The following is a 25103-nucleotide window of genomic DNA, read 5'->3' on the forward strand; positions in this document are numbered from 1 at the left end:
GGTTTTGAATATCGGCCCGCTGGCTATCAAGGTGTTTCATGAGTAAGCGTCGCTATACGGTGCTGCGCGCGGTCGCAGAACTCGTCAACGCCGCCAACGGCGTACAACCCATCGCTCGTGAGGGTTACCCGACGATCCCGGTGTTCGCGTTCGGCTGGCCGACGTCGGAGATGTCACCGGTGTACATGGGCGTCTCGATGCTCGACGCGATGCGCCGCGGCCTTCGCGGCGACTTCCGCGGGACCTCGGGCCGAATCGCGTTGGTGTTGACGGCAATTGCGTGGGCTCTGCTCTACCTCATCCATCGCCGCAACGTGGCCGCCGAACCGCACTTCGAGGAACCACTGCGCAGGGCGCTCGGCGACGACTACGAACAGATCGCCGCCCAGTCGCAGCCAGGACGTCGGCGCCGCACCCAAATCGGCGTGTGGCCAACCGACCTGGTCCGCAGACGCTACGTCGAGAAGGCCGGCACCGTGCAGTACGGTCCGCATGCCCGGTCGAACCGCGCCGACATCTGGCGCCGCGCCGACCTGCCCCGCGACGGTAAGGCACCCGTGCTGCTGCAGGTGCCCGGCGGCGCGTGGGCGATCGGGATGCGGCGCCCGCAGTCTTATGCCCTGCTGAGCCACATGGCCGAACGCGGCTGGGTGTGCTTGTCGATCGACTACCGCGTCAGCCCAAGGAACACCTGGCCGGACCACATCGTCGACGTCAAGCGTGCTATCGCGTGGATCAAGGAGAACATCGCCGACTACGGCGGCGACCCGGATTTTGTTGCGGTAACCGGGGGTTCGGCCGGTGGCCACCTCTCCTCGCTGGCCGCGCTGACGCCGAACGATCCGCAGTGGCAGCCCGGATTCGAGGATGCCGACACCTCGGTCGTGGCCGCCGTACCGATCTACGGCCGCTACGACTGGTTCACCTCCCACGGCTCCGGCCGCAAGGAATTCATCGCGTTCCTGCAGAAGTTCGTGGTGAAGAAGCCGTTCGCGCAGAACAAGGAGACGTACCTCGATGCGTCCTCGATAAGGCGGTTACGCGCCGATGCGCCACCGTTTTTCATCCTGCACGGTCAAGACGACTCCATCATCCCGGTGGGGGAGGGCCGTGAGTTCGCCTCGGCGTTGCGCGAGGTGTCGACATCCACCGTCGCCTACGCGGAGATCCCGCACGCGCAGCACGCGTTCGACTTCTACTATGGGTCGCCACGGGCGCACTACACGGCGCGGGCGGTCGAGGTGTTCCTCTCCTGGGTGCATGCCAAGCGCCGGGCCGAGACAGAGTCGGCCGTGCCGGCTCTCACGACATAGCGTTTTCGATCACCGTCAGTTGCTCGGAAAGTCCACCGGCACAGCGAATTTCGACGAACGCGTCGACCATCGCGTCGGTCAGCTCGTGCGGATCGCGCAGGGTGGCGCCGTCGGAGAGCACCGACACATTGAGTTGGTCGACGTAGCTCCACACCGTGATGTTCAGCCCACTGCCGGTGGTGAGCGGTCCGACCGAGTAGATCTCGGTGACCAGCGCACCGCCGACGCGACCGGGCTCCCGTGGTCCGGGCACATTCGAGATCGGGATGTTGAGCACCTTGTTCTGGCCGTCCTTCTCCGCCAGCCAGTGGAACAGTCGCTCCGCGGGTGCCGGCGGGAAGTAGGACGACCACATGCTCACGAGTTCGGGGCCCATGAGGTGATGGGTTTCCTTGGCGTTCACCGCCGCGTCGTGCACGGCCTTCACCCGCTCCAACGGATCCTCGAGTTCGATCGGCACCACCATCATGACGCCGCTGAACCGGTTGCCCGAGATCCGGTCTTTGGAGAAGTCGAAACTCACCGGCACAGATGCCAACAGCGGATGGTCGGCCTGACCGTCGTATTTCAGTGACAGCTGCCGCAGGGCGCCCGCCGAGATCGCGAGCACCATGTCGTTGATCGTGACGTTCAGGTGCTTCGCGGTTTCCTTCACATCGGCCAGCGACAGCGTCGCGGTCGCGAACTTGCGTTGCGCATCGACGCGATGGTTCATGAACGACGGCGGCGGGGTGAACGGGCGGGTGAGCTCGGGCGACAGCTTTCGCGAGCTCTGGCGCACCCGTCGCATCCCCTTCGCGGTGTACGCCACCACGCCCGGAAATCGGCCGATGTGCCGCATGTGGTCGGCGAAGGCCGTTCGCAACAGCTCACCCTTGGTCGGCGGCGGGTCGCACGCGTAGGAGTCCCGGTCGGTTTGCAGCCCCTGCTGCAGATCCATCCCGCGGGCCAACAGGTTCGCCGAGGCCACCCCGTCGGCCAGGGCATGATGAATCTTGCCAAGCACCGCGATCCGGCCGTTGGCGAGGCCTTCGATGAAGTACATCTCCCACAGCGGCCGACTGCGGTCAAGCGGGGTACTGGCGATCCGCCCCACCGCCTCGTCGAGCTGACGGCGGCCGCCGGGACTGTCGACCCGATACGGGCGGACATGGTATTCGAGGTCGACCTCGCAGTTCTCGCGCCACATCGGGTGGTGGAACTTGAGCGGGACGTCGACGAGCTGATAGCAGAACGGCTCGAGCTTGTGGAGGCGACCGTGGATGACTTGGCGGAACTCATCGATGCCGAACTGCCGGCCCTTCAGCTCGGAGATGTCGATCACCGCGAGCTTGAGGGTGTGCATGTGCACGGTCGGCGTCTCGCTGTACAGCAGGACGGCGTCCCACCCGCTGAGTCTCTTCACAAGCTACCTCCCTGCCCGGGGCAGCTAGATGACCTTCTTCGCCCCGATCAGCGACCGGTTGCGGTGAATCTGGTTGAGGAACAACCCGATTGCGGTCGACATCGATCCTGTGCGAGCGCCGTCGATCATATCGAACGCATGACCCGCGCCCGGCAGTTCGACGTAACCCACGACCGTTTGCGACACCGCGCGCAGTTGCTCGACGAAGCTGCGCGCCTGCGCGACGGGGATGACGCTGTCGCCGGTGCCGTGGACGACCAGGAAGGGAGGTGCGTCGGAGTGCACGCGGGCAATCGGCGACGCCTTACGGAAGACGTCGCGATGCTTGTCGAGCTTGCGCTTGACCACCACGCGTTCCAGGAAGTCGACGAACCTGACCCGTTCGACGGTGGAGCGGTCCTCCCAGTCGTAACGGCCATAGATCGGCACGACGGCGTCTACTGAGGTGTCGGAGCCCGCCGGCAGTTCCGCCTGCATCTCCGGGTCGTTGGGCGTCAGGCCGGCCAGCGCCGCCAGGTGGCCGCCGGCCGAGGTGCCGCCGATCGTCACGAAGTTGCGGTCGCCGCCGAATTTGTCGACGTTGGCGCGCGCCCACGAGATCGCCGTCTTGACGTCGGTGATGTGCGACGGCCACGTGTGGTGCGGCGCCACTCGATAGTCGATGGACAGGCAGACCCAGCCGAGTTCGGCCAGGTGCGACATGAGCGCATAGCCCTGCAGTAGCCGGCTGCCGTGTACCCAGGCGCCGCCCGGCACGAAGATGAACACCGGCGCGGGTTCGGCGGGCAGATCCTTGCGGCGCCACACGTCGAGAAGCTGAGACGGCCGGGGGCCGTATTGCACTGACGTGCGGTGGACGTTGCGGCGCTGCTCCCGCATCTTCCACAGCGGGGGCGCCTTCTCGGGTGCCGGCCACTCGATGTCGAGATCCTTGGCGTTGACGATGCCGCGCAACGCCGTCGCGGTCACGTTCTGGGTGCTGTCGCGCTCCGCGCGCTTTTGCTCACCGCTTCCAGGGCTAAGCAATGACTTCGCCGTCGCGTTCAGGAAGTCGGGGAGGTGGCGGTATCCCCAGACGCTCATTGCGGTGGCAGCCCCAAGGGGTTCAAGGTGTTTCCCGATGACGGGCAGAGACGCCGACGCCACGCTCATGGCCATGATGTAGTCCGAGGGCCCGGCATTCAGCAACCACCGGGCACGTGTCCAGATCGTCGGTCCGGGGTACCGCGTGTCCGGTTGAGGAGACATTTCGCGACTGTACCCCGCTACAGAGTTTCCAAACGACGACATTCGCCAGATGTCTAGCGATTGCACTCGAGACGTTATTTGTGACCCGGATCACGTAGACGCTGAGCTGCACCGGAGGGCTAGCGTGACGTGACGAGCGTCAAATGTAAACCGAATGCGAATGAGGATTCCCCATCGTGAGTAAGTCAGCCCTGGCGATCACCGAAGAGCACACAGATCTTGCCGACGCGGCGTTTGGGCAGCTCAGCCGGGTGAAGAGCCGGGCCGCCGCACGCTCGGCGCTCGAGGGCGGGTCCTCACATCCTGCCGACGTCTGGAAGGCGGCCGCCGACCTGGGCTGGACCGGCCTGGCGATCGCCGAGGAACACGGCGGCTCGGGCTTCGGGCTGTCCGAATTGGCGGTGGTCGTGGAGGCCCTGGGACACGAGCTGTGCCCCGGCCCGTTCCTGCCAAGCGTTGCCGCAGCCGTGGTCGTAGACCGCTGTGCATCGGATTCTCTTCGCGCACAATTACTTCCGGGACTGGCCGACGGCAGCACCATCGGCGCACTGGCCGTTGCGGGCAGTGTGACGATCGGTTCCGATCTGGTGGTGACCGGCGAGAGTCCCGCCGTGCTGGGCGCGCCCGACGCTGACGTGCTCGTCGTTGTCGCTGGTGAGGACGTTGTGGTGGTCGACGCCGACCAGAATGGGAAGGCGGACGGTGTCACCGTGACGGCGCTGGAGTCGCTGGATCCCACCAGAAGCCTCGGATCGGTCGCGCTGAGCGGCGTGCGCGTCGCCGACGACCGGGTGCTGCGCGGCGCCGCCCGCAAGGCACGCACGGTGTTCCGGATCCTGGCGTCGGCCGAGGCGGTGGGCGTCAGCTGGGCGACGCTCGAGATGGCCGTCGAGTACGCCAAGGTGCGCGAGCAGTTCGGCCGCACCATCGGCACGTTCCAGGCCGTCAAGCACCATGCCGCCAACATGCTCGTCAACGCCGAAGAGACCACCGCGGCGACCTGGGATGCGGCGCGCGCCGACGATCTGGACACGGCGTGGTTCGCCGCCGCGGTCGCCGCGTCGCATGCGATCCGTACCCAGGTTTTAAACTCGCAGAACAACATTCAGCTGCACGGCGGTATCGGCTTCACCTGGGAGCACGATTCGCACCTGTATCTGCGCCGCGCCCGCACCCTCGCCGCGTTGATGCAGGAGGCCGGCGATCCGCTGCTCGACATCGTCGAGGGCCAGCGCAGCGGACAGGCGCACGGCGCGTCGTTCACGTTGCCCGAGGAAGCCGAGAAGTACCGCGAGCAGGCACGCGAGGCCGTCGCGACGCTGCGCGGGCTGCCCACCGATCAGCAGCGCGACTTTCTCGTCGACTCCGGCTATTTGGTGCCGCACTGGCCCAAGCCGTGGGGCCGCGCCGCGGACGTCCTCGAGCAGTTGGTCATCGAGGAGGAGTTCGCCGGTGTCGACCGTCCGGACATGGGCATCACCGGCTGGGTGACGCTGACGATCTCGCAGGCCGGCACCGATGACCAGCGTGAGCGCTGGGTCGAGCCGGTCCTGCGCGGCGACGTCATGTGGTGCCAGCTGTTCTCCGAGCCCGGTGCTGGCAGCGACGCCGCGGCGGTGCGCACGTCGGCAAAGAAGGTCGACGGCGGGTGGCGGGTCACCGGGCAGAAGGTGTGGACCAGCCTGGCCCACCTGTGTCAGTGGGGGCTGGCCACCGTGCGTACCGATCCCGACGCTCCCAAGCACGCCGGCGTCACGATGATGGCCATCGACATGAAATCCGAAGGCGTCACGGTCAATCCGCTGAAGGGCCTGACCGGTCACGCACACTTCAACGAGGTGTTCTTCGACGACGTCTTCGTGCCCGACGCGGACGTGGTCGGCGACGTGAACAAGGGCTGGCTGGTGGCCCGGGCGACGCTGGGCAACGAGCGGGTGTCGATCGGCGGCGGGTCGGGCGGCACGAGTGGCTTCTCCGCCGACGATCTGATCAAGCTGCTCGACAATGCGCCCGCCGAAACCGCCGCGTACTACGTGCGTCGTGCGGGTGAGGTGATCGCCGAGTCACACACGCTGCGGCTGCTGAATCTGCGCCGGGTCACGCGCGCGATCGCCGGGTCCGAACCCGGCCCCGAGGGCAATGTCACCAAGCTGCTGGTCGCCGAGGCCGGCCAGCGGATGACCGAGTTGGGCCTGGAGCTGGCCGGCTCGGCGGCCGTCGTCGGACAGACGCCGACGCTGACGCAGGCCTATCTCGGCAATCGGGCCATGACCATCGCGGGCGGCACCTCAGAGATCACCCGCAACACGATCGCCGAGCGCATCCTGGGCTTGCCGCGCGATCCGCTGCTGAAGTGACTACAGGCCGATGAGATCCGCGCTCTGTTCGGCGAGAGCCGGACCGAGCGTCATGCCGCGGCCACCCGGTCCGGTGACGACCCACACGCCGTCGTCAGGCGACGACCGACACACTAGCTGGTCGGGGTCGACGCACTGGCTGTAGACCCCGGCCCAGCGCTGCCGGATCGGGGGCAGCGGCCGGCCGAGGAACTGCTCGACGACGTCGACGAGGTACGCATAGGGCCCTTCGGATACGTCGAATGCGAACGGCTCGGTGTACTCGTGAGTGTCACCGATGGTCAGCCCGCCGTGCAGACGCTGTACGCACAGCAGTTGCATGTGGTGCTCGTCGGCGACGGCGTCCTGGGGTTCGTTGCGGCGCAACGCATCCAGTGCGTCTCCCGCGAAACCCGGATAGTAACGAAAGCTGTCGCCGTCCGCGATCGCCGTCGTCAGCGGTTCATCCAGCGGCTCGGTCTGCATCATCTGCAGCCGCACCCGGCGCACCGGCAGTTCACCGGCGATCTCACGGACCAGGCCGCTGTGGGCGGCTCCCGCGCAGATGAGCAGCAGATCGCCCTCGTGGCGACGCCCCCGGTCGTCGATGACGACCGAACCCTGGATCGCCCTGGCCTCGGTTGCGGCGTGGAACGTGTATCGGTCCGTCGCGGCCATGTAGTCGCGCATCGCGGGCATCGCCTGACGGGATTCGACCGCGGCGTCGCGCGAACAGTGCAGCCCCGCGACGTATTTCCCTCGCAATGCCGGGTTGAGTTGACGCACCTGGTCCCGGTCGAGAAGGGCGAAGCCCCGACTCTGCGCGTCCGTGCGCGCCACGACCTCCTCGGCCACGGCGACCTCACCCGGCGTACGCAGCAGCGTCAGCGATCCCGCCGCGCGGAACCCGATGCGCGGAATCTCCTGCCCCAGCCGCTCCCACAGCTCGCGGGATCTCAGCGTCACCGCCAACTCGGCGTGTGCGCGGCCGGAGATCCAGACCAGACCGAAGTTGCGGACCGTCGCACCCCTGGCTTCGGTTTCGCGTTCCAGTTGGACGACCTCATGCCCGCGGCGCACCGCCTCCAGGGCGTGCGCGGTGCCGAGGATTCCGCCACCGACGATTGTCACGCGCATTCCGCCGACCCTTCCCACGCGCTGCGACCGGCCATCGACCGGCGGGTATTGCGCTGGGGAACAACAGGTTAAGAATTGGTATAGACCAAATTCCGGTAGAGTGGCTGCGTGGCGATTCTCTCCGAAGTCGAGGATGTCCTGCGCTCTCTTCGCGACGTATGGGATGAAGACGCGGTCGACGAACTCGACCACGCGCTGCAGGCCGCGGCCCGCGCGGTCGAGGACGACGCGGACGACGAACTCGTGCTCGCCTCCGCGTTACACGACCTCGGGCACAGCCCCCTGTTCGGCGACGACTGGAAGCAGCATCACGACACCATGGCGCGCACCTGGCTGACACCTCGGTTCGGCGCCCGGGTCGGCTGGTTGGCCGGCGCGCACGTGGCGGCCAAGCGGTACCTCGTTGCGACCGATCCCGATTACGCCGCGGCGCTGTCCGATGTCTCGGTCGACTCGCTGCACCATCAGGGCGGCGCTGCGGTCGATCCGGCGTACGTCGGCCATCCGTGGTGGGCCGACGCACTTCGGTTGCGCCGCTATGACGACGCCGCCAAGGTCCCGCGGGCGAGCGGGCTGTCCATCGAAGCCGTACTCGAGGTGGCGGCACGCGTGCTGCGTCGCAGCGACCGACCATGACCACGCCGCACCGGCCGTCGAAGCCGTATCTCGTGCGCACCGGCGTCGACGGCATTCTCGCCGACCTCGACGAGGGTGACGCGGTCCCGCCCGAGCGTGAGCTGGCGACGCGCTTCGGGGTATCCCGGGAAACCGTCCGCCAGGCGCTGCACGAGCTTCTCGTCGAGGGACGCATCGAGCGCCGCGGCAGAGGAACCGTGGTGTCGCGACCGAAACTCGTCCAACGGCTGTCCCTCGAGTCCTACACCGAGGGCGCCGCCGGCCACGGCCGGGTACCGGGCCGCCTGCCGGTCACGTGGGAGGACATCAGCGCGAGTACGGAAATTGCTGAGGCGCTGGATATCTCGGCCGGTGATGACGTCATGCACCTCGAGCGAGTACTGCTTGCCGACGGCCAGCGCATCGGCCTGGAAAGCACCTACCTGCCTCGGCACAGGTTCGACCGGCTGACCGAGACGTTCGATCCGGCGACGTCGCTGTATGCGGCGATCCGCAACTGTGGGGTTCGATTCGGCTCCGCCACGGAGCGGATCGAGACCGTATTGCCCTCGCCCAGGGAGGCGGCGCTGCTGGAGACCACGACGGCGATGCCGATGCTGCGGCTGCACCGTCGCTCGCTCGACACCAACGGGCGTCCGATCGAGATGGTCCGTGCGCTGTACCGCGGGGACCGCATCGCCTTCGAAACCACGCTGACGTAATACTGGTTTGGTGGCAGGCGCCTTCAACTCTTCAGACTTCCATCCAGACCTGCGCCGCATCGCGCGGTTGGTCCCCAAGCAGGTGGTGACTCCGGTGACGCTGCCCGCCATTCGGTTGGTCACCCGCAAGATGTGGCGACGCGTCCCCAAGGACATCGAGGCGCTGACCCTGCCGTCGGGTGTCGGGGTGCGGTTGTACCGGCCGTCCGGCGCCGAAGGGCCTGGACCCGCGCTGGTGTGGATCCACGGCGGCGGCTTCGTCATCGGCCATCCTGGTCAGGACGACGTGCTGTGCCGACGCTACGCCCAGCGTCTCGGTGTCACGGTCGCCTCGGTGGATTACCGACTCGCCCCCGAGCACCCGTATCCGGCCGCGCTCGAGGACTGCCATGCGGCGCTGACCTGGTTGGCCGGATTACCGACAGTCGATGCGAACCGGGTCGCGATCGGCGGCGCCAGCGCGGGCGGCGGACTGGCGGCGGCGCTGGCGCTGCTCGCCCGCGACCGTGGCGAGATCGCAGTGGCCGCCCAATTGCTGGTGTACCCCATGCTGGACGACCGCACCGTGGGCCGCGACGTGCGGGACCATCCGGGCCTGCGGCTGTGGAACGGGCAGAACAACCAGTTCGGGTGGTCGGCCTACCTGGGCGACGCGGACCCGGAAATCGCCGTGCCCGCACGACGGACCGACCTGAGCGGCCTACCGCCGGCGTGGATGGGTGTCGGAACACTCGATCTGTTCCACGACGAAGACCTCGCGTATGCCGAGCGACTGAAGGCAGCCGGCGTGCCGTGCGAAGTCGAAGTTGTCAAGGGCGCCTTCCACGGCTTCGACGGGATCGCCCCGAAAGCCGAAGTGTCGCAGGCGTTTTTCAACAGTCAGTGCACCATCCTGCGGCGGCTGCTCGCGCCGGCGGCCGCCTAGGTCACCACCGTCCCGGCGATGATCGTGGCCGCGACGAGGCCGGCGTCGAGTTCTCCTAGCACCTCGTCCGGTTTCGCGCTCAGGACGCACAGGTCGCCCGGTTGACCCGGCGCGATCCGGCGCGGCACCGTGGGCGCGTCGGCCGCCCCGAAGAACATCGTCAGCGCGTCGCGCGGTGCCACCCGTTCGTCGGCCCCGAGCACCGCACCCCCAGCGGTGGTGCGAAAGACCGCCGCGCGCATCGCCTTCCACGGGTCGTCGTTACCGAAGGGCATGTCAGTCGAGAGCGCGACGGGCACCTTGGCGGCCAACAGCGAGGCCACCCGCCACAGTTCCTGATGCTCGGCGGCGGGCACATCGATCAGATACTGGTCACCTCGCTCGGCGACGAAATTCGGCTGTGTCACGACCGTCACCCCGACATCGACCATGTCGGCGATGCTGTCGTCGGGCACCACCGCGGCATGTTCGATGCGATCGTGCGGATGACGGCCCGCCGCGCGCAGCGCAGCCAGCGTCACCACCAATTGCGCAGCGGTGACGCAGTGCACAGCGACCGGCGCGTCGTCGGCGTGCCGTTGCGCGATCCACTCGGTCAGGCCCGCGAGATCGAGGTCGGTGTCGTGCAGTATGCGCTTGCCCGGCGCAAGGCAGTGCACCCGTTGACGCAGTTCGCCGCGACGGTGGGCGTCCAGGAGTTTGACGACATCCCCGACCTCTAGATCCGGCGTCGCATCGGTGACACCGGTCACCCCGTACGCGGTCAACCGTGCGCTGACGTCGGCGAGCCCGCTTTCGTTGCGCTGCAGCGTGTCCGACCACGTATGGTCGGAGCTGCGTAGCCGCCCATCCGGGTGATCGGCGAGTCCGACTCGTGCCAAGCCCGCCGAGTTCAGCGTCCACAGGACACCGCTGCGGTGCTGGACCCTGACCGGTACCGGCGGCGAGACGTCGTCCAAGGCGACTCTGTCCAGCGGCCCGGCGACCGCCTCGTGGTACCCGACGGCCCTGACCCAGCCATCATCGCCGACATCGGCGGCCGCGAGGACCCGCGCCAGGTCGGTGCGGGTGTGCACGTCGGCCGGCCCCACCCGGACCGACGTCAATGCCGCTGCGGCCGAACGGAGGTGGACGTGATGGTCGTGCAGGCCGGCGATCACCGTCCCGCCCCCGGCGTCGTATACCTGCTCGCCGGGTTGGGTCTCGAGCCGCGGCTCGACCGCGATGATCCGGTCCTCCGCGCGGATGTCCACGACACCCCCGTCGAGGAGCGTCGCACGTTGAATCAACATGCAGCATAACGCTTGTCGGTGATCAACTGTTCCACGATCCCATTGTCGGCACCCAACTCCGAGGCCCTGGTGGACAGCTGTGGCGTCGCATTGCAACGGGTCTCGCCGGCATCCGGCAGTTCGGCGTAGGTCGCGGCGACGGCGGACATCGAGAACTCGATCAATTCACCGCCGCCCCTGCGCAACGACTGCACCACGGCCACTGCGGCTTCCAGTCCGGTCAGCGGGTCGGCGATCGCGTCACCGCAGAAGACCGGCGAATCATCACCACCGCAGACCAACCCACCGGAGACGGCCGCATCGTCACCGAAGGCGACCCAGTTGGCGTGCTCCTCCCTGGTGCCGTGGCCGGTGATCCTCAGCCAGACTTTTCCGTCTCGCGGACCGATCGCCACCGGTCCGAGCCCGCGGCGGATCAATGCCGCCGGGCGGGACGACTCGATCACGACGTCGGCGGCGGCAAGCAGCGCCTGCAATCCGGTGGGATCGTCGAAATCCACCAGATACGAGAGTTTTCCACCGTTCATCCAGTCGAAGAATGCCGACGCTCCCGTGCGTGCCCCATCGGGACGCGACGCGCTTTCGACCTTCACGACGGTCGCACCCGCACCGAGGAGCAGTTGTCCGCAGAGCGGGCCGGCCCACATCGCGGACAGGTCGACGACCAGGAGTCGCGAGGGGCTGCGCGCTATGGTCGCCGCACCGAACGGGTAGATGCGCGGCGCTTCGGCGGGCGTCTCGCCGAGTGCGGCGACCGGAAGTCCAAGGAGGCGAGCGCGTTCGGTGATCTCGGCGCTGTCACGTTCGGCGATCCAGCGATGCACCGCGGGCCAGACGTCATCTCCGACGTCATCGGCCTCTATGAGTGCGGGCACCGTGTCGACGTCATCGGGACGTGACAGCGTCAGCGCACACCACCCGTCACGGCTTTGCATGAGCTGCGTCGCCCCACCGGCGGAGATTCGGCCTTGTGGTGTGTGGCCGAGTAACCCTGCGCGGCCCGCGATTATGACGTCGGCGTCAACTTCGATGTCCGTGAGGGTGCGAAAACCGTTGGCGACGCGGCGAGCCCGCGACACCACTCCAATGGGAACCGCCAAGGACGTCACAGCCCTATTGTGCTCAGAACTGCAGAGCAGTAAAGCGCCAGTCCAGAACCTGCTGGTCAGGCGCGCCGACCGCATACACGACGGACCGCAGCTCGAGGACCCCGCCGCGACCGTCGGGCAGCGGTACCGCGTCCTCGACATGCAGTTCGCTGTACAGCGTGTCGCCCTCGTGCACCGGTGCGGTGTGGTCACAGGACTGCCAGCCCAACACCGTCACCATGTCGGGCAACAGTCGGCTGGCTTGCGCCAGCGCCAGTCCGATGGTGTGCCCGCCATACACCAGCCGCTTGCCACCTCCTCGCCAATCATGATGGGTAGCAGCGATATTCAGCGTCAGACGCGCGAGTTCGGGTGCGCTGCTGACGACGTCGGCGCTGCTGTGCAGCACGGTGCCGGCAAGCCCCGCGTCGAAGTGCGCTCCAGGTACCTTGGCGCGGTACGCGTCGGCGTTCCAGTCGGCGGTCGGGTCGGGTACCGGTGCCTGATCGTTGCCGATCGTCGACATGTCATCGGCATGGCCGGTGTCGGGTGCCCTCTCGCTGAGCGGCAGCATCGCGCAGCGGTGGAAGTCGAGGACCAGTCGGCCGACGTCGTCGACGGTCGTCATCCGCAACGCCGCAAGACCGGTCGGTGGACGGCCGGGCTTCATCGAGTTCTGTTTCAGCCCAACGACTTCGGCGCGGGTGAACAACGTATCGCCGATGACCGGGTAGCGGTGGAACGTCAACCCGCGGTAGAACAAGTTTGCCGTGACCCGCTGCGTCACCAGGGTCGTCTGCCCGATCGCCACGTCGCATACGAGCGCCGGATGGGCAAGCGGTGCGGGGGCACCGGTGACGGCCGCCGACAGTTCGGCATCGAGGGCAAGGCGCAGACGGTCGCCGATGATCGACTGGTGCACGGCCGCGGCGCCGGCGGTCAACGTCATCGATGGTGCGGCGTCGAAGACCTGGCCAACCTCCAGATCGTCGAAGTACGGGCCGGTCACGGCAGCCATGTTGGCATTAGGCCGCACAAAGTGTCAATATGGCCGTACAAATGCTGAGTCAAGAAGAAGCCATGCTGGTGGAGACGGTGCGGACCTTCGTGGACCGCGACGTCAAACCTGCCGTGCGGGAGACCGAACACGCCAACGAGTACCCCGAGGCGTGGATCGAACAAATGAAGCGCATCGGCATCTACGGCCTGGCGATCCCCGAATCGTACGGTGGTTCCCCGGTGTCGATGCCGTGCTATGTCGAGGTCACCCAGGAACTCTCGCGGGGCTGGATGAGCCTGGCGGGCGCGATGGGCGGGCACACTGTGGTGGCGAAGCTGCTCGCATTGTTCGGCACCGAGGAGCAGAAGCAGCGGTATCTGCCGACGATGGCGACCGGTGAGCTGAGGGCGACGATGGCGCTCACCGAGCCCGGCGGCGGGTCGGATCTGCAGAACATGAGCACCGTCGCATCGACCGAGGGCTCCGACCTGGTCATCAACGGGTCGAAGACATGGATCAGCAACGCCCGCCGCTCCGGTCTGATCGCCCTGCTGTGCAAGACCGATCCGACCGCGACGCCGAAGCACAAAGGCATCTCGGTAGTCCTGGTCGAGCACGGTCCTGGACTGACGGTGTCACGGGATCTGCCGAAGTTGGGCTACAAGGGCGTCGAGTCCTGCGAACTGACCTTCACCGACTATCGCCTGCCCGCGGCCGCGATCCTCGGCGGCGCGCCCGGGAAGGGCTTCGCTCAGATGATGAAAGGCCTTGAAACGGGCCGCATACAGGTCGCGTCGCGCGCGCTCGGTGTGGCCACCGCGGCACTCGAGGATGCGCTGAAGTACGCGCAGGAGCGCGAGAGCTTCGGCCAGCCGATCTGGAAACACCAGTCGATCGGCAACTACCTGGCCGACATGGCGACCAAGCTGACGGCCGCACGGCAGCTGACGCTGTATGCCGCACAGCGCTACGACAGCGGCGAACGGTGCGATATGGAGGCGGGGATGGCCAAGCTGTTCGCCTCGGAGGTGGCGATGGAGGTCGCGCTGAACGCCGTCCGGATCCATGGTGGCTACGGCTACTCGACCGAGTTCGACGTCGAGCGGTACTTCCGCGATGCGCCACTGATGATCGTCGGTGAGGGAACCAACGAGATTCAGCGCAATGTGATCGCCGCCCAACTGGTTGCCCGCGGCGGCATCTAGTTGCGCGCGGACGTGAGGAGCACCTGATGCGATCAGCGCCCGCGTACCAAACTCTGCGTGAGCGACTTCGCGACGACATCGCAACGGGTCGGTACAGCGACGGCTCTCGATTGCCCACCGAATCCGAACTGGTCGAGCGCCATGGCCTTTCACGGCAGACGGTGCGACGGGCGTTTCAGGATCTGGTCGCCGAGGGCGTGGTGTACCGGGTGCCGGGGCGCGGCACATACGCCAGCGAGACCGGACAACGCTATCTGCGACAGCTCGGCTCCATAGAAGACCTGATGAGTCTGTCCGACGACACCACGATGGAGGTGCTCACCGGGCTGCGCAGGCGGGTGGACCTGCATGCCGCGAGCCGGCTGCGGCTCGACGACGACGTCGTCTACTCGGTGGTGTTCCGGCGGCTGCACGACGGCGTGCCGTTCGTGATGACGACCGTGCACCTGGTTCCCGCGGTGGCCCATGCGGTGTTGTCGTCGCCCGAACTGCAGGACGGCGCCGTCGGCACCCAGACCGTGATCGGCATCCTCGAGCCGTATCTGATCGAGCCGATCACCGAAGCGGCGCAGTCGATTACGGTCGCGCCCGCTGAGCCCGCGGTCGCGGAGGCGGTGTCGTGCGAACCCGGCCATCCCATGCTGCGGGTGGACCGGCTCTACTCCGACGCGAGCCGCCACCCCGTCGAGTTGTCCGTCAGCCACTTCCTGCCCGAGCAGTACACCTATCGGGTGACGTTGCGTCGGTCGGGCTAGTTGCGGATTCGGCGCGCCCAGCAACCGCGACGGTGCGTTTGCGCGCCGAATTCACAGGATCTCGTCGATCAGGCCCCACCGCAGTGCGGTCGGCGCATCGATGGTCTGCCCGCTCAGCACCAGATACGCGGTTCGCCATCGGCCGATCCTGCGGGTGATGCTCACGGTGCCGCCTGCGCCGGGAATCAGTCCCAGGGTCAGCTCCGGAAGGCCGAAGACCGCATCCGGCCGCGACTGGACCCAGCCGCAGAAGGCGGCCATCTCCAAACCGCTGCCCAGTACCTGACCGTGCACCTCGGCCCGGCAGCGCGTGCCCAGGCGGGCGGTCAGTTCGTCGAGCACCAGCGCAGGGCTGTGCCGAATACGGGCCAGATGGGCGCTGGCCGGATCGGCGAACGTGCCGAACTCGGCGAGATCGCCGCCGCTGCAGAACGACGGACCATTGCCCGACAGCACGACATCGGTGACCGATGGATCGAGGCGAGCCACCTCGAGGGCTTCCAGTAGCGCCGCACGCGCGTCGGTCGAGAAGGCGTTGTGGCGCAGCGGTCGGTTGAACCGCACGTACAGGTTGTCCTCGACGCGCTCGGCCTGTACCGGATCCGGGAGATTCACCGGTCGCGCCGGTCCGCGCTCGGTCAGCCAGCGCGCGAACTCGGGTCCGGACTGCAGGGTCGAGTAGGCGAGCGATTCGGTGACGATGCCGGCGAACGCGGGCGCGCCGGGGTCGAACGCACGCAGTACATCGCTGCAGATCGCGGCGGCCTGCGGCCAGCGCAGGCAACGCTCACGCAGTTCGTCGAGAGCGTCGGGTATCGAGCCCACGGTCACGGCACGGCGATCGTCGCTTTCACTCTCGGTAAGCGTGAAAGTTGCTTCTTCCGACGGGGATCCGGTCGCAACGACCACACCCGAACCGAGTTCGACAAGCTTCACGAGTACTTTTTTATCAGCTCCTGCTTGAACATCTTGCCGGTTTCGGTGCGCGGCAGCTGCGCCTCGAAGGAGATCGACCGCGGACACTTGTAGTGCGCCAGCCGTTCGCGCAGCCAAGTCAGTAGCTCGTCACCGAACGCCTCGCTCGCGTCGGCGGGGTCGACCGTCTGGACGACGCCCTTGACGCTCTGGCCCATCTCGTCGTCGGAGATGCCGAACACGGCCGCGTCGAGCACCTTCGGATGGGTGATCAACATGTTCTCCGCTTCCTGCGGATAGATGTTGACGCCGCCGGAGATGATCATGTGGTGCTTGCGGTCGGTGAGGAACATGTAGCCCTCGTCGTCCACGTAACCGACATCGCCGACGGTCACCCAGCCGTGCCTGTCGCGTGACGCCGCGGTCTTCTCCGGGTCCTTGTGATAGACGAATGGCACGACACCCAGGTCGAAGTAGATCTGCCCCGCCTGACCGGGCGGGAGGTCGTTGCCGTCGTCATCGAGGACGTGCGCCACACCGAGCAGCGGCTTACCAACGGAGCCAGGGCGTTTCAGCCATTCCTCGGCGGGGATGAAGGTGATGCCCGCGCCTTCGGATGACGAGTAGTACTCGTCGACGATCGGACCCCACCAGTCGATCATCTGTTTCTTGATGTCGACGGGGCACGGTGCGGCGGCGTGCACCACGCGGTGCAGGCTCGATAGGTCGTACGAATTGCGCACGTCCTCAGGAAGTTTGAGCATCCGCACGAACATCGCCGGGACGAACTGGCCGCTGGTCACCCGGTACCTCTGGATGGCGTCCAGCGCCGATTCCGGGTCGAACTTCGACATGATCACCGTCGTCACGCCCATCGCCTGAGCGCTCATCGACCAGAGGCATGGCGCGGTGTGGTACAGCGGCGCCGGGCTCAGGTATACGGACTTCGGGCTCATCTGGATGGCCATCAGCAGCGCGGACACCAGGTTCGGTGCGTCGACAGGTTTGACGTGGGTGAGTTCTCGGCGAATTCCCTTGGGGCGGCCTGTCGTTCCCGACGAGTACTGCAGCAGATCGCCCTCGATCTCGTCGTCGATGGGTGTGCTCGGCCGGTCCGCCACGCACTCTGGGTAGCGCTGCCAGCCGTCGAGGTCGTCGTCGGCGATCAGCAGCAGTTCCGGCAGTGCGTCCAGCTCCGCCAGCCCTTCGCAGATCCTTCGCGTCGCGCGCGATCCGATCATGGCCTTCGCGCCGCTGTTGTCGATGATGTACGCGACCTCGGTCGGGGTGAGGTGGGTGCTGATCACGGTGTAGTACAGGCCGCTGCGCCGCGCCGCCCACATCACCGTCGGCAGATGCTCGTTGTTCTCCATCAGCACCGCGACGGTGTCACCTTCGACCAGACCGGCATCGCGGAGGTGGTGAGCCAGCCGGTTGGCGCGCTCCTCCAGCTCCTCGAATGTGACGATCGTTCCGGCCGGATGGATGATGACGGCCGGCCTGTCGGGGGTGGCCTCGGCATGCTCGCGAATCTGCATGCGCCGACTTTACGACGTGCAATCTTGACGGGTGTCAAGTGGGTAGAAAGCGCAGGTCGAGCTCGCTGTCCGACTTACCATGACAGCGCCGGGGATCGGGGGTCTGAGCTGTGACCACGAAGTTCACCCCGCCCTCTGCATATCTGCGCGAGCTTTCGGTGACGAGACCTACGAGGAGTTGGCGCACGTCAGAGCGGACATGCCGAACGCTGCGAAGGCGGCCTACGCAATCGACAAGATGCGAAGCTACCGCTCTGTTGTTGGCGGAGCGTGAGATGCATTGAGCGTGCCATCGGGAGTGGTGACGTTTCTGTTCACCGACATCGAGGGATCGACCCGCCGGTGGGAGGCCGACGCGGACGCGATGCGCTGGGCACTCGGCATCCATGACGCGGTGTTGAGGGATGCGATCCAAGACCACGGCGGAGTGGTGTTCAAGCACACCGGCGACGGGGTGTGCGCAGTGTTCGCCTCACCCGGCGATGCCGTCGACGCCGCCGTCGCCGCCCAACGCTCGCTCGAACTCCCCGTGCGGATGGGCCTCGCTAGCGGCGAAGCCCAACTTCGCGACGGCGACTACTTCGGCGCCGTCCTCAACCGCGCCGCTCGGGTGATGGCAGCAGGGCACGGCGGACAGATTCTGCTCGACGGGACAACCGCCGGTTTGGTTCCCGCCGCGGACATGACGACGCTGGGAAGCAAGCGATTACGTGACATCGCGAAGCCGGTGGAGATCTTTCAGGTCCAGGCCGCGGAGTTGCGAACTGATTTCCCGCCGTTGAAGACCGAGGATTCGGCGCCGGGGAATCTGCGGGTCCCCACTACCAACCTGATCGGTCGTGAGACAGAACTCAACGAGCTGCAATCGGCGTTGAAACAGCATCGTTTGGTGACGCTTACCGGCGTCGGAGGAGTCGGCAAGACACGCTTGGCGTTGGAGATAGCCGGACGCTCAGCAAGTGCCTACCTGGACGGCGTGTTCGTCATAGAGCTTGCCGCGATAGCCGACGAAACCGCCATCCCCGAGGCGACGGCCGCGGTGCTCGGCGTCAAACAGCAGCCGGGCATGACGGTGACGGCCAGCATCGCGTCGGCGCTATGGGGACGTTCCCGGCTGCTGGTGTTCGACAACTGCGAACATGTGCTCGACAGCTCCGCCGGTCTGATCGGAGCGATTCTGGGGGCGTCATCCACCGTCACGATCCTTGCGACCAGCCGAGAGGGCCTCGGGCTGGCGGACGAACAGCTCTGGCCGGTGCCGTCACTCGACGTCGGCAGCGGCGTCGAGTCGACTGCAGCAATGCTCTTCGTCGAACGCGTGCAGGCAGTCTCGCCCGCCTTCTCGGCGTCCAACCATCCGGAGGAAATTACCGAGATATGCCAACGCCTGGACGGAATACCTCTGGCCATCGAGTTGGCCGCGTCACGCATGCAGTCGATGACCGTCACAGAGGTTCGAGATCGGCTCGATAGACGGTTCCGCCTCCTCGTCGGATCACGACGGCAGCTGGAGCGTCACCAGACCCTGCGTCATGCGGTGCAATGGTCTTACGACCTGCTCGACGATAACGAAAAGGACTTGCTCGCAACGTGCTCCGTGTTCTCGGGCGGTTTCGATCTGGCCGCCGCATGTGGCGTGTCGGGCTCGGACGACGAATTCACCACGCTGGACACGCTGGACGCGCTGGTTCGAAAGTCACTCGTCGTCGCCGACAGGTCGGCAGGCCACACCCGGTACTCCATGCTCGAGACCATTCGTCAGTTCGCCGAAGAGCAACTCGTCACCACGGGTGACGCCGGCGCCGTCCGTACCGCCCATGCGCGCTACTTCGCAGGACTCGAGAACAGCATCACCACCCTGTGGGATGGGCCACGCCAACTCGAAGCGTACGAGTGGTTCACTGTCGAGATAGCCAACTTGCGCACCGCATTTCGCTGGGCCCTCGACTCCGACGACATCGACTCCGCCTCGGCCATCGCCATCTATGCGGCGCTGGCGGGATTCTGGAGCGACCACTACGAACCAATTCGATGGAACGAGGAACTGATCGGGCCCGCGCGAAAGATCGGCCACCGGCGCCTCGCCCAGCTGTATGGTGTTGCGGCACTGTGCTTCACAGCCGGTCGAATCGAGGATGCACTGGGTTATGCCGCCGCTGGACAGGAGGCGATTCTCAGTGGCCGCTTCGACGAGATTCGCAGAGAAAACGAGGCATCCCTTGGCGCTCCCTACACGGCGGCGGGTGAGCCCGAACGATGGGTCGATTGGTGCCGCACGGCGGTCACGCTGCATCCTGATATCCATATCCACACGCGCGCCCTGTTCGTCATCGCGCTACAAATGGCCGGTCAGAATGACGAGGCGATCGCCGTGGCTGACGAATTACCCGCGATGCTCGAGGCTACCGACAACCCGACCTACGCCGCGTGGGCGCTGTTCGCCTACGGCACCGCGTACCGCGACCGTGATTCCCGCATCGCCTATGACGCTCTGCGTCGGGGACTCGAAATCGCGCAGGCCAGTGGAAGTAGACAGACGGAGTCGAACATCGCGGCGATGCTGACTTCCCTCACGGCCGTTCACGGCGAGCCCGCCGATGCCCTCGGCTACTCGATTGTGTCGATTCGCAATCAGTACGATTCGGGCAACTTCTTCCTCGTCGGAAACTCGTTGGCCGCCCTTGCGTCACTGTTCGTCCGGATCGGGCGAGCCGAAGCCGCCGCGACGTTAATCGGTTGCGCAGACACGCCCTTCAACCGGTCGTCATTCCCGGTGTTGGCTGCGGATGAAGTTCGATTACGCGATGCGCTCGGTGATGATGCGTACGACTCCCTCGCTCGCGCGGGCGCGCAGATGAGCTTGGCGAGCGCCGTGACGTACGCCTGCGAACAGATCGATCGTGTACGCGCGGAGATGGCCGCCGAACGCTAGAAGCATGCTAGCCACGCGCGCTCACTCAACCGCGAGCGTGCGTAAAGTGCTCGGCATTCGCGGCGTGCCGTGTACAGACCCGCACGCTCGCGAGGGAGGTGAGCAAAGCTACTCGGCTTCGGCGAGGCGGTGCTTCAGGGCGTCGAACTCGTCCTTGATGCCGGTCGGCAGCTTCTCACCGACGAACTCGAACCACTCCTCGATCAGCGGGATTTCCTCACGCCACTCGTCCACGTTGACCGCGAGTGCTTCGTTGACATCGGCCGCGTCGACATCCAGACCGGACAAATCAAGGTCCTCGGCGGTCGGCACGATGCCGATCGGCGTCGTCTTCCCGCCGGCCTTCTGCTCGATGCGATCGACGATCCACTTCATCACTCGGCTGTTTTCGCCGAAGCCCGGCCACAGGAAGCGGCCGTCGTCACCGCGACGGAACCAGTTGACGAAGAAGATCTTCGGCATCTTCGACTCGTCGGCGTTCTTGCCGATGTCGATCCAGTGGGCGAAGTAGTCGCCGACGTTGTAGCCGAGGAACGGCAGCATGGCCATCGGGTCACGCCGGACGGTGCCGACCTTGCCCTCGGCGGCGGCGGTCTGCTCGGAGCCAAGCGTGGCACCGATGAAGACGCCGTGCTGCCAGTCGCGGGCCTGCGTCACCAGCGGCACCGTCGTCTTGCGACGGCCGCCGAAGAGGATCGCCGAGATCGGCACGCCCTGCGGATCGTCCCACTCCGGAGCCAGCGTGGGGCACTGCGACATCGGGGTGCAGTAACGCGAGTTCGGATGGGCGGCTTTGCTTTCCGTTTCGCGCAGGACCCAGTCGTTGCCCTTCCAGTCGATGAGGTGGTCGGGATCGCCCTCCAGGCCCTCCCACCAGACATCGTTGTCGTCGGTCAGCGCGACGTTGGTGAAGACGGTGTTGCCCGCCGCGATGGTCTTCATCGCGTTGGGGTTCGATGACCAGTTGGTGCCGGGTGCGACACCGAAGAAGCCGAATTCGGGGTTGACCGCATACAGGCGGCCGTCCTTGCCGAATCGCATCCAGGCGATGTCGTCACCGACGGTCTCCGCGCGCCAGCCCGGGATCGTGGGCTGCAGCATCGCGAGGTTGGTCTTACCGCACGCCGACGGGAACGCCGCCGCGACGTAGTACGACTTGTTCTCCGGCGAGATCAGCTTGAGGATCAGCATGTGCTCGGCGAGCCAGCCCTCGTCGTGCGCCATCGCCGACGCGATGCGCAGCGAGTAGCACTTCTTACCCAGGAGCGCATTGCCGCCGTAGCCCGAGCCGTAGCTCCAGATCTCGCGGGTCTCCGGGAAGTGGCTGATGTACTTGGTGTCGTTGCAGGGCCACGGCACATCCTTCTGGCCGGGCTCCAGCGGGGCGCCGATCGAGTGCAGCGCCTTGACGAAGAAGCCGTCGTCGCCGATCTTCTCCAGCGCCGCCTTGCCCATCCGGGTCATCGTCCGCATCGACACCACGACGTATTCGGAGTCGGTGAGCTCCACGCCGAGCTTGGGATCGTCGGCACCGAGCGGGCCCATACAGAAGGGCACGACGTACATCGTGCGGCCGCGCATGCTCCCGCGGTACAGGTCGGTCATGATGCCGCGCATCTCGGCGGGGTCCATCCAGTTGTTGGTCGGACCCGCGTCGATCTCCTTCTCCGAGCAGATGAAGGTGCGCGACTCCACGCGCGCGACGTCGGAGGGATCGGACAGAGCCAGGTAGGAGTTCGGCTTCTTCTCGTCATTGAGTCGCTTGAAGGTCCCGGCCTCGACGAGCTGCTGGGACAGCCGGTCGGCTTCCTCCTCGGACCCGTCGGCAAACACGACCCGGTCGGGCTGCGTGAGTTCGGCGACCTCCTGGACCCAGGCGAGCAGCCCCTTGTGCTTCGTCGGTGCGGTGTCCAGACCTGGAATGGTCGCTGCGGTCATGTGTGTCTCCTGCAATCTTGCTGCGTATGCGGTTCTGCCAGGACCCGGGACTGAGGAGCGTGTACCAATGAAAGGCAGCGCGTCTCGGTCGTCCCTGTAATAAAGAGGTTAACGCGGGTGACATACCCGCGGTAAATCGGATCTATGTCCGATCACTCACAGGAACGATTCAGAAGGCCCGCTCAGAGGGTATGGGCGCGGTGTATCGATTCAGCTGGTCGCGGTTTTTCCGTACAGCTCGGCCTGGACGGCGTCGACGGCCGCCAAGAGCGTGGGCAGTCGACGGTCCCTGGCCTTCGCCGCCTTGGCCGTCTGCAGCGCGTGGTCGCGCAGTTCGGCGTCGATCTCGGCGACCCGGCCCGCGGCAGTGGCGCCCTCCACCTCGTCGCGATGGGCGAGCTCGGAGGTAAGCGCCGTCTCGGCGACCAGGATCCGAGTGGCAACCCGTTCCTCCACCGCGGACCGCAATACGTTGACGGCGTCGCTGATCCAGCGGTCGAGCACCCCTCGGTCGTGCAGCAGCCCGCGGATGCCGACCACCCACACCGTCAGCACCAGCCCGACGACGCCTCCTGCCGCAAGTCCCGCGACGGTCATACCGGGTGCAAGCCCGGCGAACAGCCGGGTCACCACGAGCGCCACCCCGAGCCCGAAGCCGGCGCCGAGGATCATCATCAACTGGGTTTCCTGCCGACGTGATTTGAGTGGCGGTGCGGCGATCTCCGGTGTCGACGGGGGTGCGGCGGCCGGCGGCACAGGTAGGCCCACCTCTGTCGCGACGTCCGTCAGCTGATCGGTGATGCCCTCCTCCACCTCATCGACGACCTCGTGCATGCGGGCCCGCACCCGCGATTCGAACGTGCCGATCTTGAGGCGGGTCAACTGCGCGGCGTCCTCGGCCAGTTCACTGCGCACGGACGTGCAGCGGTTACGGGCGAAGTGCCCCAGCTGAACACGGGCCTGCTGCAGTTGGCTGCGCAACGCGATCGCGCGTTCGGACTTCGACAGCCGTCGGCGGCTCAGGATGTCGTCGCGTTTGGAGTGCAGTGCGCTCACCCGGGCCCGCCGGTCCGTTCCGTCACCGTCGGCCCGGTAGTGTGCGATATTAGCGAGCAGCCGGGTTTCCCACGCGCGCAGCCGGTTTCGGCGAGCGACATCGGGATCGGACAGTCGCTGCCGCAGCAGGCCGACGAGCTCGTCGACGCGAGGCGCACCCAGATCGGGGGCGGCCGCGGCACCCACCCACTGCACCTGGGCGTAGTTCGGCGCGCGTTGCGTCAACAGCTCGCGATTTGCAGCCAGTACCTCGCGCCAGTGGCGGTGCGCATCGATCTTCGACACCACACCGATCACCAAGTCGGTGTTCCTGCTGGCCAAATCGATTAGCGCACAATCGGATTCGGTCATCGGCGCGATCGCGGACACGGTGAAGACGACGGCCGTCGGAGCATGCGTCGGGTGCAGTTCCTCGGATTCGACGAACGTGTGCTCGGGCAACTGCTCTCGCAATGTTGCGATCAGGCTGGTGGTACCGGCCAGCCACGGACCCACCACCAACACGACGTCGCGGCCCTGAACACCGGGCGACGTCAGACCCGGTTCGACCGCTGCAACCACGGCGTCGGCCGCAGCGACCGGATCGCTGCGCTCCCCAACCCGTGTATCGGTGCTCTCGCTGGTCACCGGGACCGCCCGAGCAATCGCAGCGAGCCTCGGCAGATATCGGCCGAATACCTCCGATGCAGGGCGTTGACCGGGCCGCAGCCGTAGCGCCGCCAGTGCACGGCGCGCCTGCGATGCGCGGCGGGATCGTCACCCCGATCGACGTGCATGCCGTCGGCCTCCACCGCCTCAACGGCGGCCCCCATCGCGGCCAGCACCATGTCGTCGGTGACGAGAAAATCAGCTAGCTGTTGATCGCCGGATCGCATTGCCAGCGAGCGTAATTCGTTGATCGCCGCGCGCACCCGCCGGTACCGGGTCGCCGCGCCGGCCGCTGCCACCTGCGCGACCGCTTCATCGATCCGGCTTGTTCGGCGCAGCAACGCCCGAACTGCCGCGAGGTCGGCGCCGCCTTCGACGGCCAGCACGGCGTGAGCGATGCCGAACCGGTCCAGCGCGTCGAGCAGGCGATTTCTCGTCTCGGACGACAGCGGATGGTCGGACTGCACGAAGGCGTCGGTCGAGGTGAGGTCCGCGGGCGCATCCACCAGCGTCTGCAACGCGGTCATCAGTTCATCGTCCAGCTCGGCGCGGGCAAGCAGACCCACCACAGGCACGGTGGGCGCATTCGTCCGCGCGCGCAGGACGGTGGCATGGCGCTGCGCGGTTGCCAGCGGCCCGGCGTCACCGAACGCGCTCAGATCCGCCTTGTTCAAGACGACCACCGTCGACTTGTCCGAACGGTTCGCCACGATCAGATCCTCTGGCTTGAGGGTCTCGGCGACGACGAGCACGGTGACGTCGGCGGCGTCCGCCGTCACCGCGACACCGGCGTCGGCCAGCGCGGCGGCCACCGTGCTCCGCCCGACACCTCGGCGTCCGCACACGGCAACGCCTACCGGCGCAGCGGCCCGCCGAATGATCGGCGCCAACCGCGGATTACGGCTCTGCTCAGCGAATTGCGTCAAGACGTCAACGAAAATCTCAGCAGCCTCCATGCTCCCCACGGATACCACGATCGGTGGCCCCGTTCCCCACCCACGATGTTGGCACCTCCGCAGGCATGTCGCGAGCGGT

The 25103-nt window shown here is 66.6% G+C and carries 19 protein-coding genes; 8 read left to right on the forward strand and 11 right to left on the reverse strand.

The features are described from left to right. Positions 1-38: 38 nt before the first annotated feature. Complete coding sequence (locus BST47_RS23975; protein WP_083128165.1) at positions 39-1313, forward strand: alpha/beta hydrolase; 1275 nt, start codon at positions 39-41, stop codon at positions 1311-1313. Here BST47_RS23975 and BST47_RS23980 read toward each other — a convergent pair. Together BST47_RS23980 and BST47_RS23985 are read right to left on the reverse strand one after the other, a co-directional pair. Then, positions 1303-2718 carry a WS/DGAT/MGAT family O-acyltransferase gene (locus BST47_RS23980; protein WP_083128166.1) on the reverse strand — a complete coding sequence of 472 codons (1416 nt, stop codon included), beginning with the start codon at positions 2716-2718 and terminating at the stop codon, positions 1303-1305. The two genes, BST47_RS23975 and BST47_RS23980, sit on opposite strands and share 11 nt — an antisense overlap. Positions 2719-2742: 24 nt before the next feature. Beyond that, positions 2743-3966: an alpha/beta hydrolase gene (locus BST47_RS23985; protein ID WP_083128167.1), complete on the reverse strand. Its 1224-nt coding sequence runs from the start codon at positions 3964-3966 to the stop codon at positions 2743-2745. Positions 3967-4142: 176 nt separating this feature from the next. Between BST47_RS23985 and BST47_RS23990 the strand changes: the two genes are divergently transcribed. Continuing rightward, the gene (locus BST47_RS23990) at positions 4143-6323 is read left to right on the forward strand and encodes an acyl-CoA dehydrogenase family protein (RefSeq protein ID WP_083128168.1); all 2181 of its coding nucleotides are present in this window, start codon (positions 4143-4145) and stop codon (positions 6321-6323) included. Here the strand turns inward: BST47_RS23990 and BST47_RS23995 are convergent, their stop codons facing one another. Next, complete coding sequence (locus tag BST47_RS23995; RefSeq protein WP_083128169.1) at positions 6324-7439, reverse strand: TIGR03364 family FAD-dependent oxidoreductase; 1116 nt, start codon at positions 7437-7439, stop codon at positions 6324-6326. Positions 7440-7547: 108 nt separating this feature from the next. On the opposite strand from BST47_RS23995, the gene BST47_RS24000 reads away from it, so the two are divergent. From BST47_RS24000 to BST47_RS24010, 3 genes are read left to right on the forward strand one after another with little or no spacing between them, the layout of a single operon-like run. Then, on the forward strand, positions 7548-8075 hold the full coding sequence (locus BST47_RS24000) for an HD domain-containing protein (RefSeq protein ID WP_083128170.1): 528 nt from the start codon (positions 7548-7550) through the stop codon (positions 8073-8075). Further along, positions 8072-8776, forward strand: coding sequence for a GntR family transcriptional regulator (locus BST47_RS24005; protein ID WP_083128171.1), 705 nt, complete (start codon positions 8072-8074; stop codon positions 8774-8776). Before BST47_RS24000 ends, BST47_RS24005 begins: the two co-directional genes overlap by 4 nt. Before the next feature lie 10 nt (positions 8777-8786). After that, positions 8787-9701: an alpha/beta hydrolase gene (locus BST47_RS24010; RefSeq protein ID WP_083128172.1), complete on the forward strand. Its 915-nt coding sequence runs from the start codon at positions 8787-8789 to the stop codon at positions 9699-9701. Here the strand turns inward: BST47_RS24010 and BST47_RS24015 are convergent. The 3 genes from BST47_RS24015 to BST47_RS24025 are packed head-to-tail and all read right to left on the reverse strand — an operon-like array spanning position 9698 to position 13099. Beyond that, a complete protein-coding gene (locus BST47_RS24015; RefSeq protein WP_083128173.1) occupies positions 9698-10993 on the reverse strand; it encodes an amidohydrolase family protein in 1296 nt (431 codons plus the stop codon). The genes BST47_RS24010 and BST47_RS24015 overlap by 4 nt on opposite strands. Continuing rightward, complete coding sequence (locus tag BST47_RS24020; RefSeq protein WP_083128174.1) at positions 10987-12102, reverse strand: CoA transferase; 1116 nt, start codon at positions 12100-12102, stop codon at positions 10987-10989. The genes BST47_RS24015 and BST47_RS24020 overlap by 7 nt, the downstream gene beginning before the upstream one ends. 13 nt (positions 12103-12115) lie before the next feature. Then, entirely contained in the window at positions 12116-13099 is a 984-nt protein-coding gene (locus BST47_RS24025; RefSeq protein ID WP_207568686.1) for a MaoC family dehydratase, read from the reverse strand. Positions 13100-13128: 29 nt separating this feature from the next. On the opposite strand from BST47_RS24025, the gene BST47_RS24030 reads away from it, so the two are divergent. Next, positions 13129-14286 (forward strand): acyl-CoA dehydrogenase family protein, encoded by a 1158-nt coding sequence (locus tag BST47_RS24030; RefSeq protein WP_083128175.1) that lies wholly within the window; start codon positions 13129-13131, stop codon positions 14284-14286. A gap of 26 nt (positions 14287-14312) precedes the next feature. After that, positions 14313-15041 (forward strand): GntR family transcriptional regulator, encoded by a 729-nt coding sequence (locus BST47_RS24035; RefSeq protein ID WP_083128176.1) that lies wholly within the window; start codon positions 14313-14315, stop codon positions 15039-15041. Positions 15042-15092: 51 nt separating this feature from the next. Here the strand turns inward: BST47_RS24035 and BST47_RS24040 are convergent, their stop codons facing one another. After that, positions 15093-15977: an enoyl-CoA hydratase/isomerase family protein gene (locus tag BST47_RS24040; RefSeq protein WP_083128177.1), complete on the reverse strand. Its 885-nt coding sequence runs from the start codon at positions 15975-15977 to the stop codon at positions 15093-15095. Next, entirely contained in the window at positions 15974-17494 is a 1521-nt protein-coding gene (gene fadD4, locus BST47_RS24045) for a fatty-acid--CoA ligase FadD4 (protein WP_083128178.1), read from the reverse strand. Before fadD4 ends, BST47_RS24040 begins: the two co-directional genes overlap by 4 nt. 286 nt (positions 17495-17780) lie before the next feature. On the opposite strand from fadD4, the gene BST47_RS24055 reads away from it, so the two are divergent. Then, positions 17781-20426 carry an ATP-binding protein gene (locus BST47_RS24055; RefSeq protein WP_234809845.1) on the forward strand — a complete coding sequence of 882 codons (2646 nt, stop codon included), beginning with the start codon at positions 17781-17783 and terminating at the stop codon, positions 20424-20426. A gap of 108 nt (positions 20427-20534) precedes the next feature. On the opposite strand, the gene BST47_RS24060 is transcribed toward BST47_RS24055, so the two are convergent. The 3 genes from BST47_RS24060 to BST47_RS24070 all read right to left on the reverse strand — a co-directional run bounded on the left by BST47_RS24060 (position 20535) and on the right by BST47_RS24070 (position 25024). Further along, a complete protein-coding gene (locus BST47_RS24060; protein WP_083128180.1) occupies positions 20535-22364 on the reverse strand; it encodes a phosphoenolpyruvate carboxykinase (GTP) in 1830 nt (609 codons plus the stop codon). Positions 22365-22574: 210 nt separating this feature from the next. Next, the gene (locus tag BST47_RS24065; protein WP_083128181.1) at positions 22575-24047 is read right to left on the reverse strand and encodes a hypothetical protein; all 1473 of its coding nucleotides are present in this window, start codon (positions 24045-24047) and stop codon (positions 22575-22577) included. Then, positions 24044-25024 carry a tRNA modification GTPase gene (locus tag BST47_RS24070; protein ID WP_207568687.1) on the reverse strand — a complete coding sequence of 327 codons (981 nt, stop codon included), beginning with the start codon at positions 25022-25024 and terminating at the stop codon, positions 24044-24046. The genes BST47_RS24065 and BST47_RS24070 overlap by 4 nt, the downstream gene beginning before the upstream one ends. Between the last annotated feature and the right edge of the window lie 79 nt (positions 25025-25103).

The organism is Mycolicibacterium tusciae (genome assembly GCF_002086795.1).
GTDB lineage: Bacteria > Actinomycetota > Actinomycetes > Mycobacteriales > Mycobacteriaceae > Mycobacterium > Mycobacterium tusciae.

What these genes read in the sequence shown, in the direction of transcription:
- BST47_RS23985 (WP_083128167.1), bottom strand. Translation starts at nt 3,966, where the DNA reads ATGTCTCCTCAACCGGACACGCGGTACCCCGGACCGACGATCTGGACA.
- BST47_RS24060 (WP_083128180.1), bottom strand. Translation starts at nt 22,364, where the DNA reads ATGACCGCAGCGACCATTCCAGGTCTGGACACCGCACCGACGAAGCAC.
- BST47_RS24005 (WP_083128171.1), top strand. Translation starts at nt 8,072, where the DNA reads ATGACCACGCCGCACCGGCCGTCGAAGCCGTATCTCGTGCGCACCGGC.
- BST47_RS24030 (WP_083128175.1), top strand. Translation starts at nt 13,129, where the DNA reads ATGGCCGTACAAATGCTGAGTCAAGAAGAAGCCATGCTGGTGGAGACG.
- BST47_RS23975 (WP_083128165.1), top strand. Translation starts at nt 39, where the DNA reads ATGAGTAAGCGTCGCTATACGGTGCTGCGCGCGGTCGCAGAACTCGTC.
- BST47_RS24015 (WP_083128173.1), bottom strand. Translation starts at nt 10,993, where the DNA reads ATGTTGATTCAACGTGCGACGCTCCTCGACGGGGGTGTCGTGGACATC.
- fadD4 (WP_083128178.1), bottom strand. Translation starts at nt 17,494, where the DNA reads ATGCAGATTCGCGAGCATGCCGAGGCCACCCCCGACAGGCCGGCCGTC.
- BST47_RS24035 (WP_083128176.1), top strand. Translation starts at nt 14,313, where the DNA reads ATGCGATCAGCGCCCGCGTACCAAACTCTGCGTGAGCGACTTCGCGAC.
- BST47_RS24025 (WP_207568686.1), bottom strand. Translation starts at nt 13,099, where the DNA reads ATGGCTGCCGTGACCGGCCCGTACTTCGACGATCTGGAGGTTGGCCAG.
- BST47_RS23995 (WP_083128169.1), bottom strand. Translation starts at nt 7,439, where the DNA reads ATGCGCGTGACAATCGTCGGTGGCGGAATCCTCGGCACCGCGCACGCC.
- BST47_RS24070 (WP_207568687.1), bottom strand. Translation starts at nt 25,024, where the DNA reads ATGGAGGCTGCTGAGATTTTCGTTGACGTCTTGACGCAATTCGCTGAG.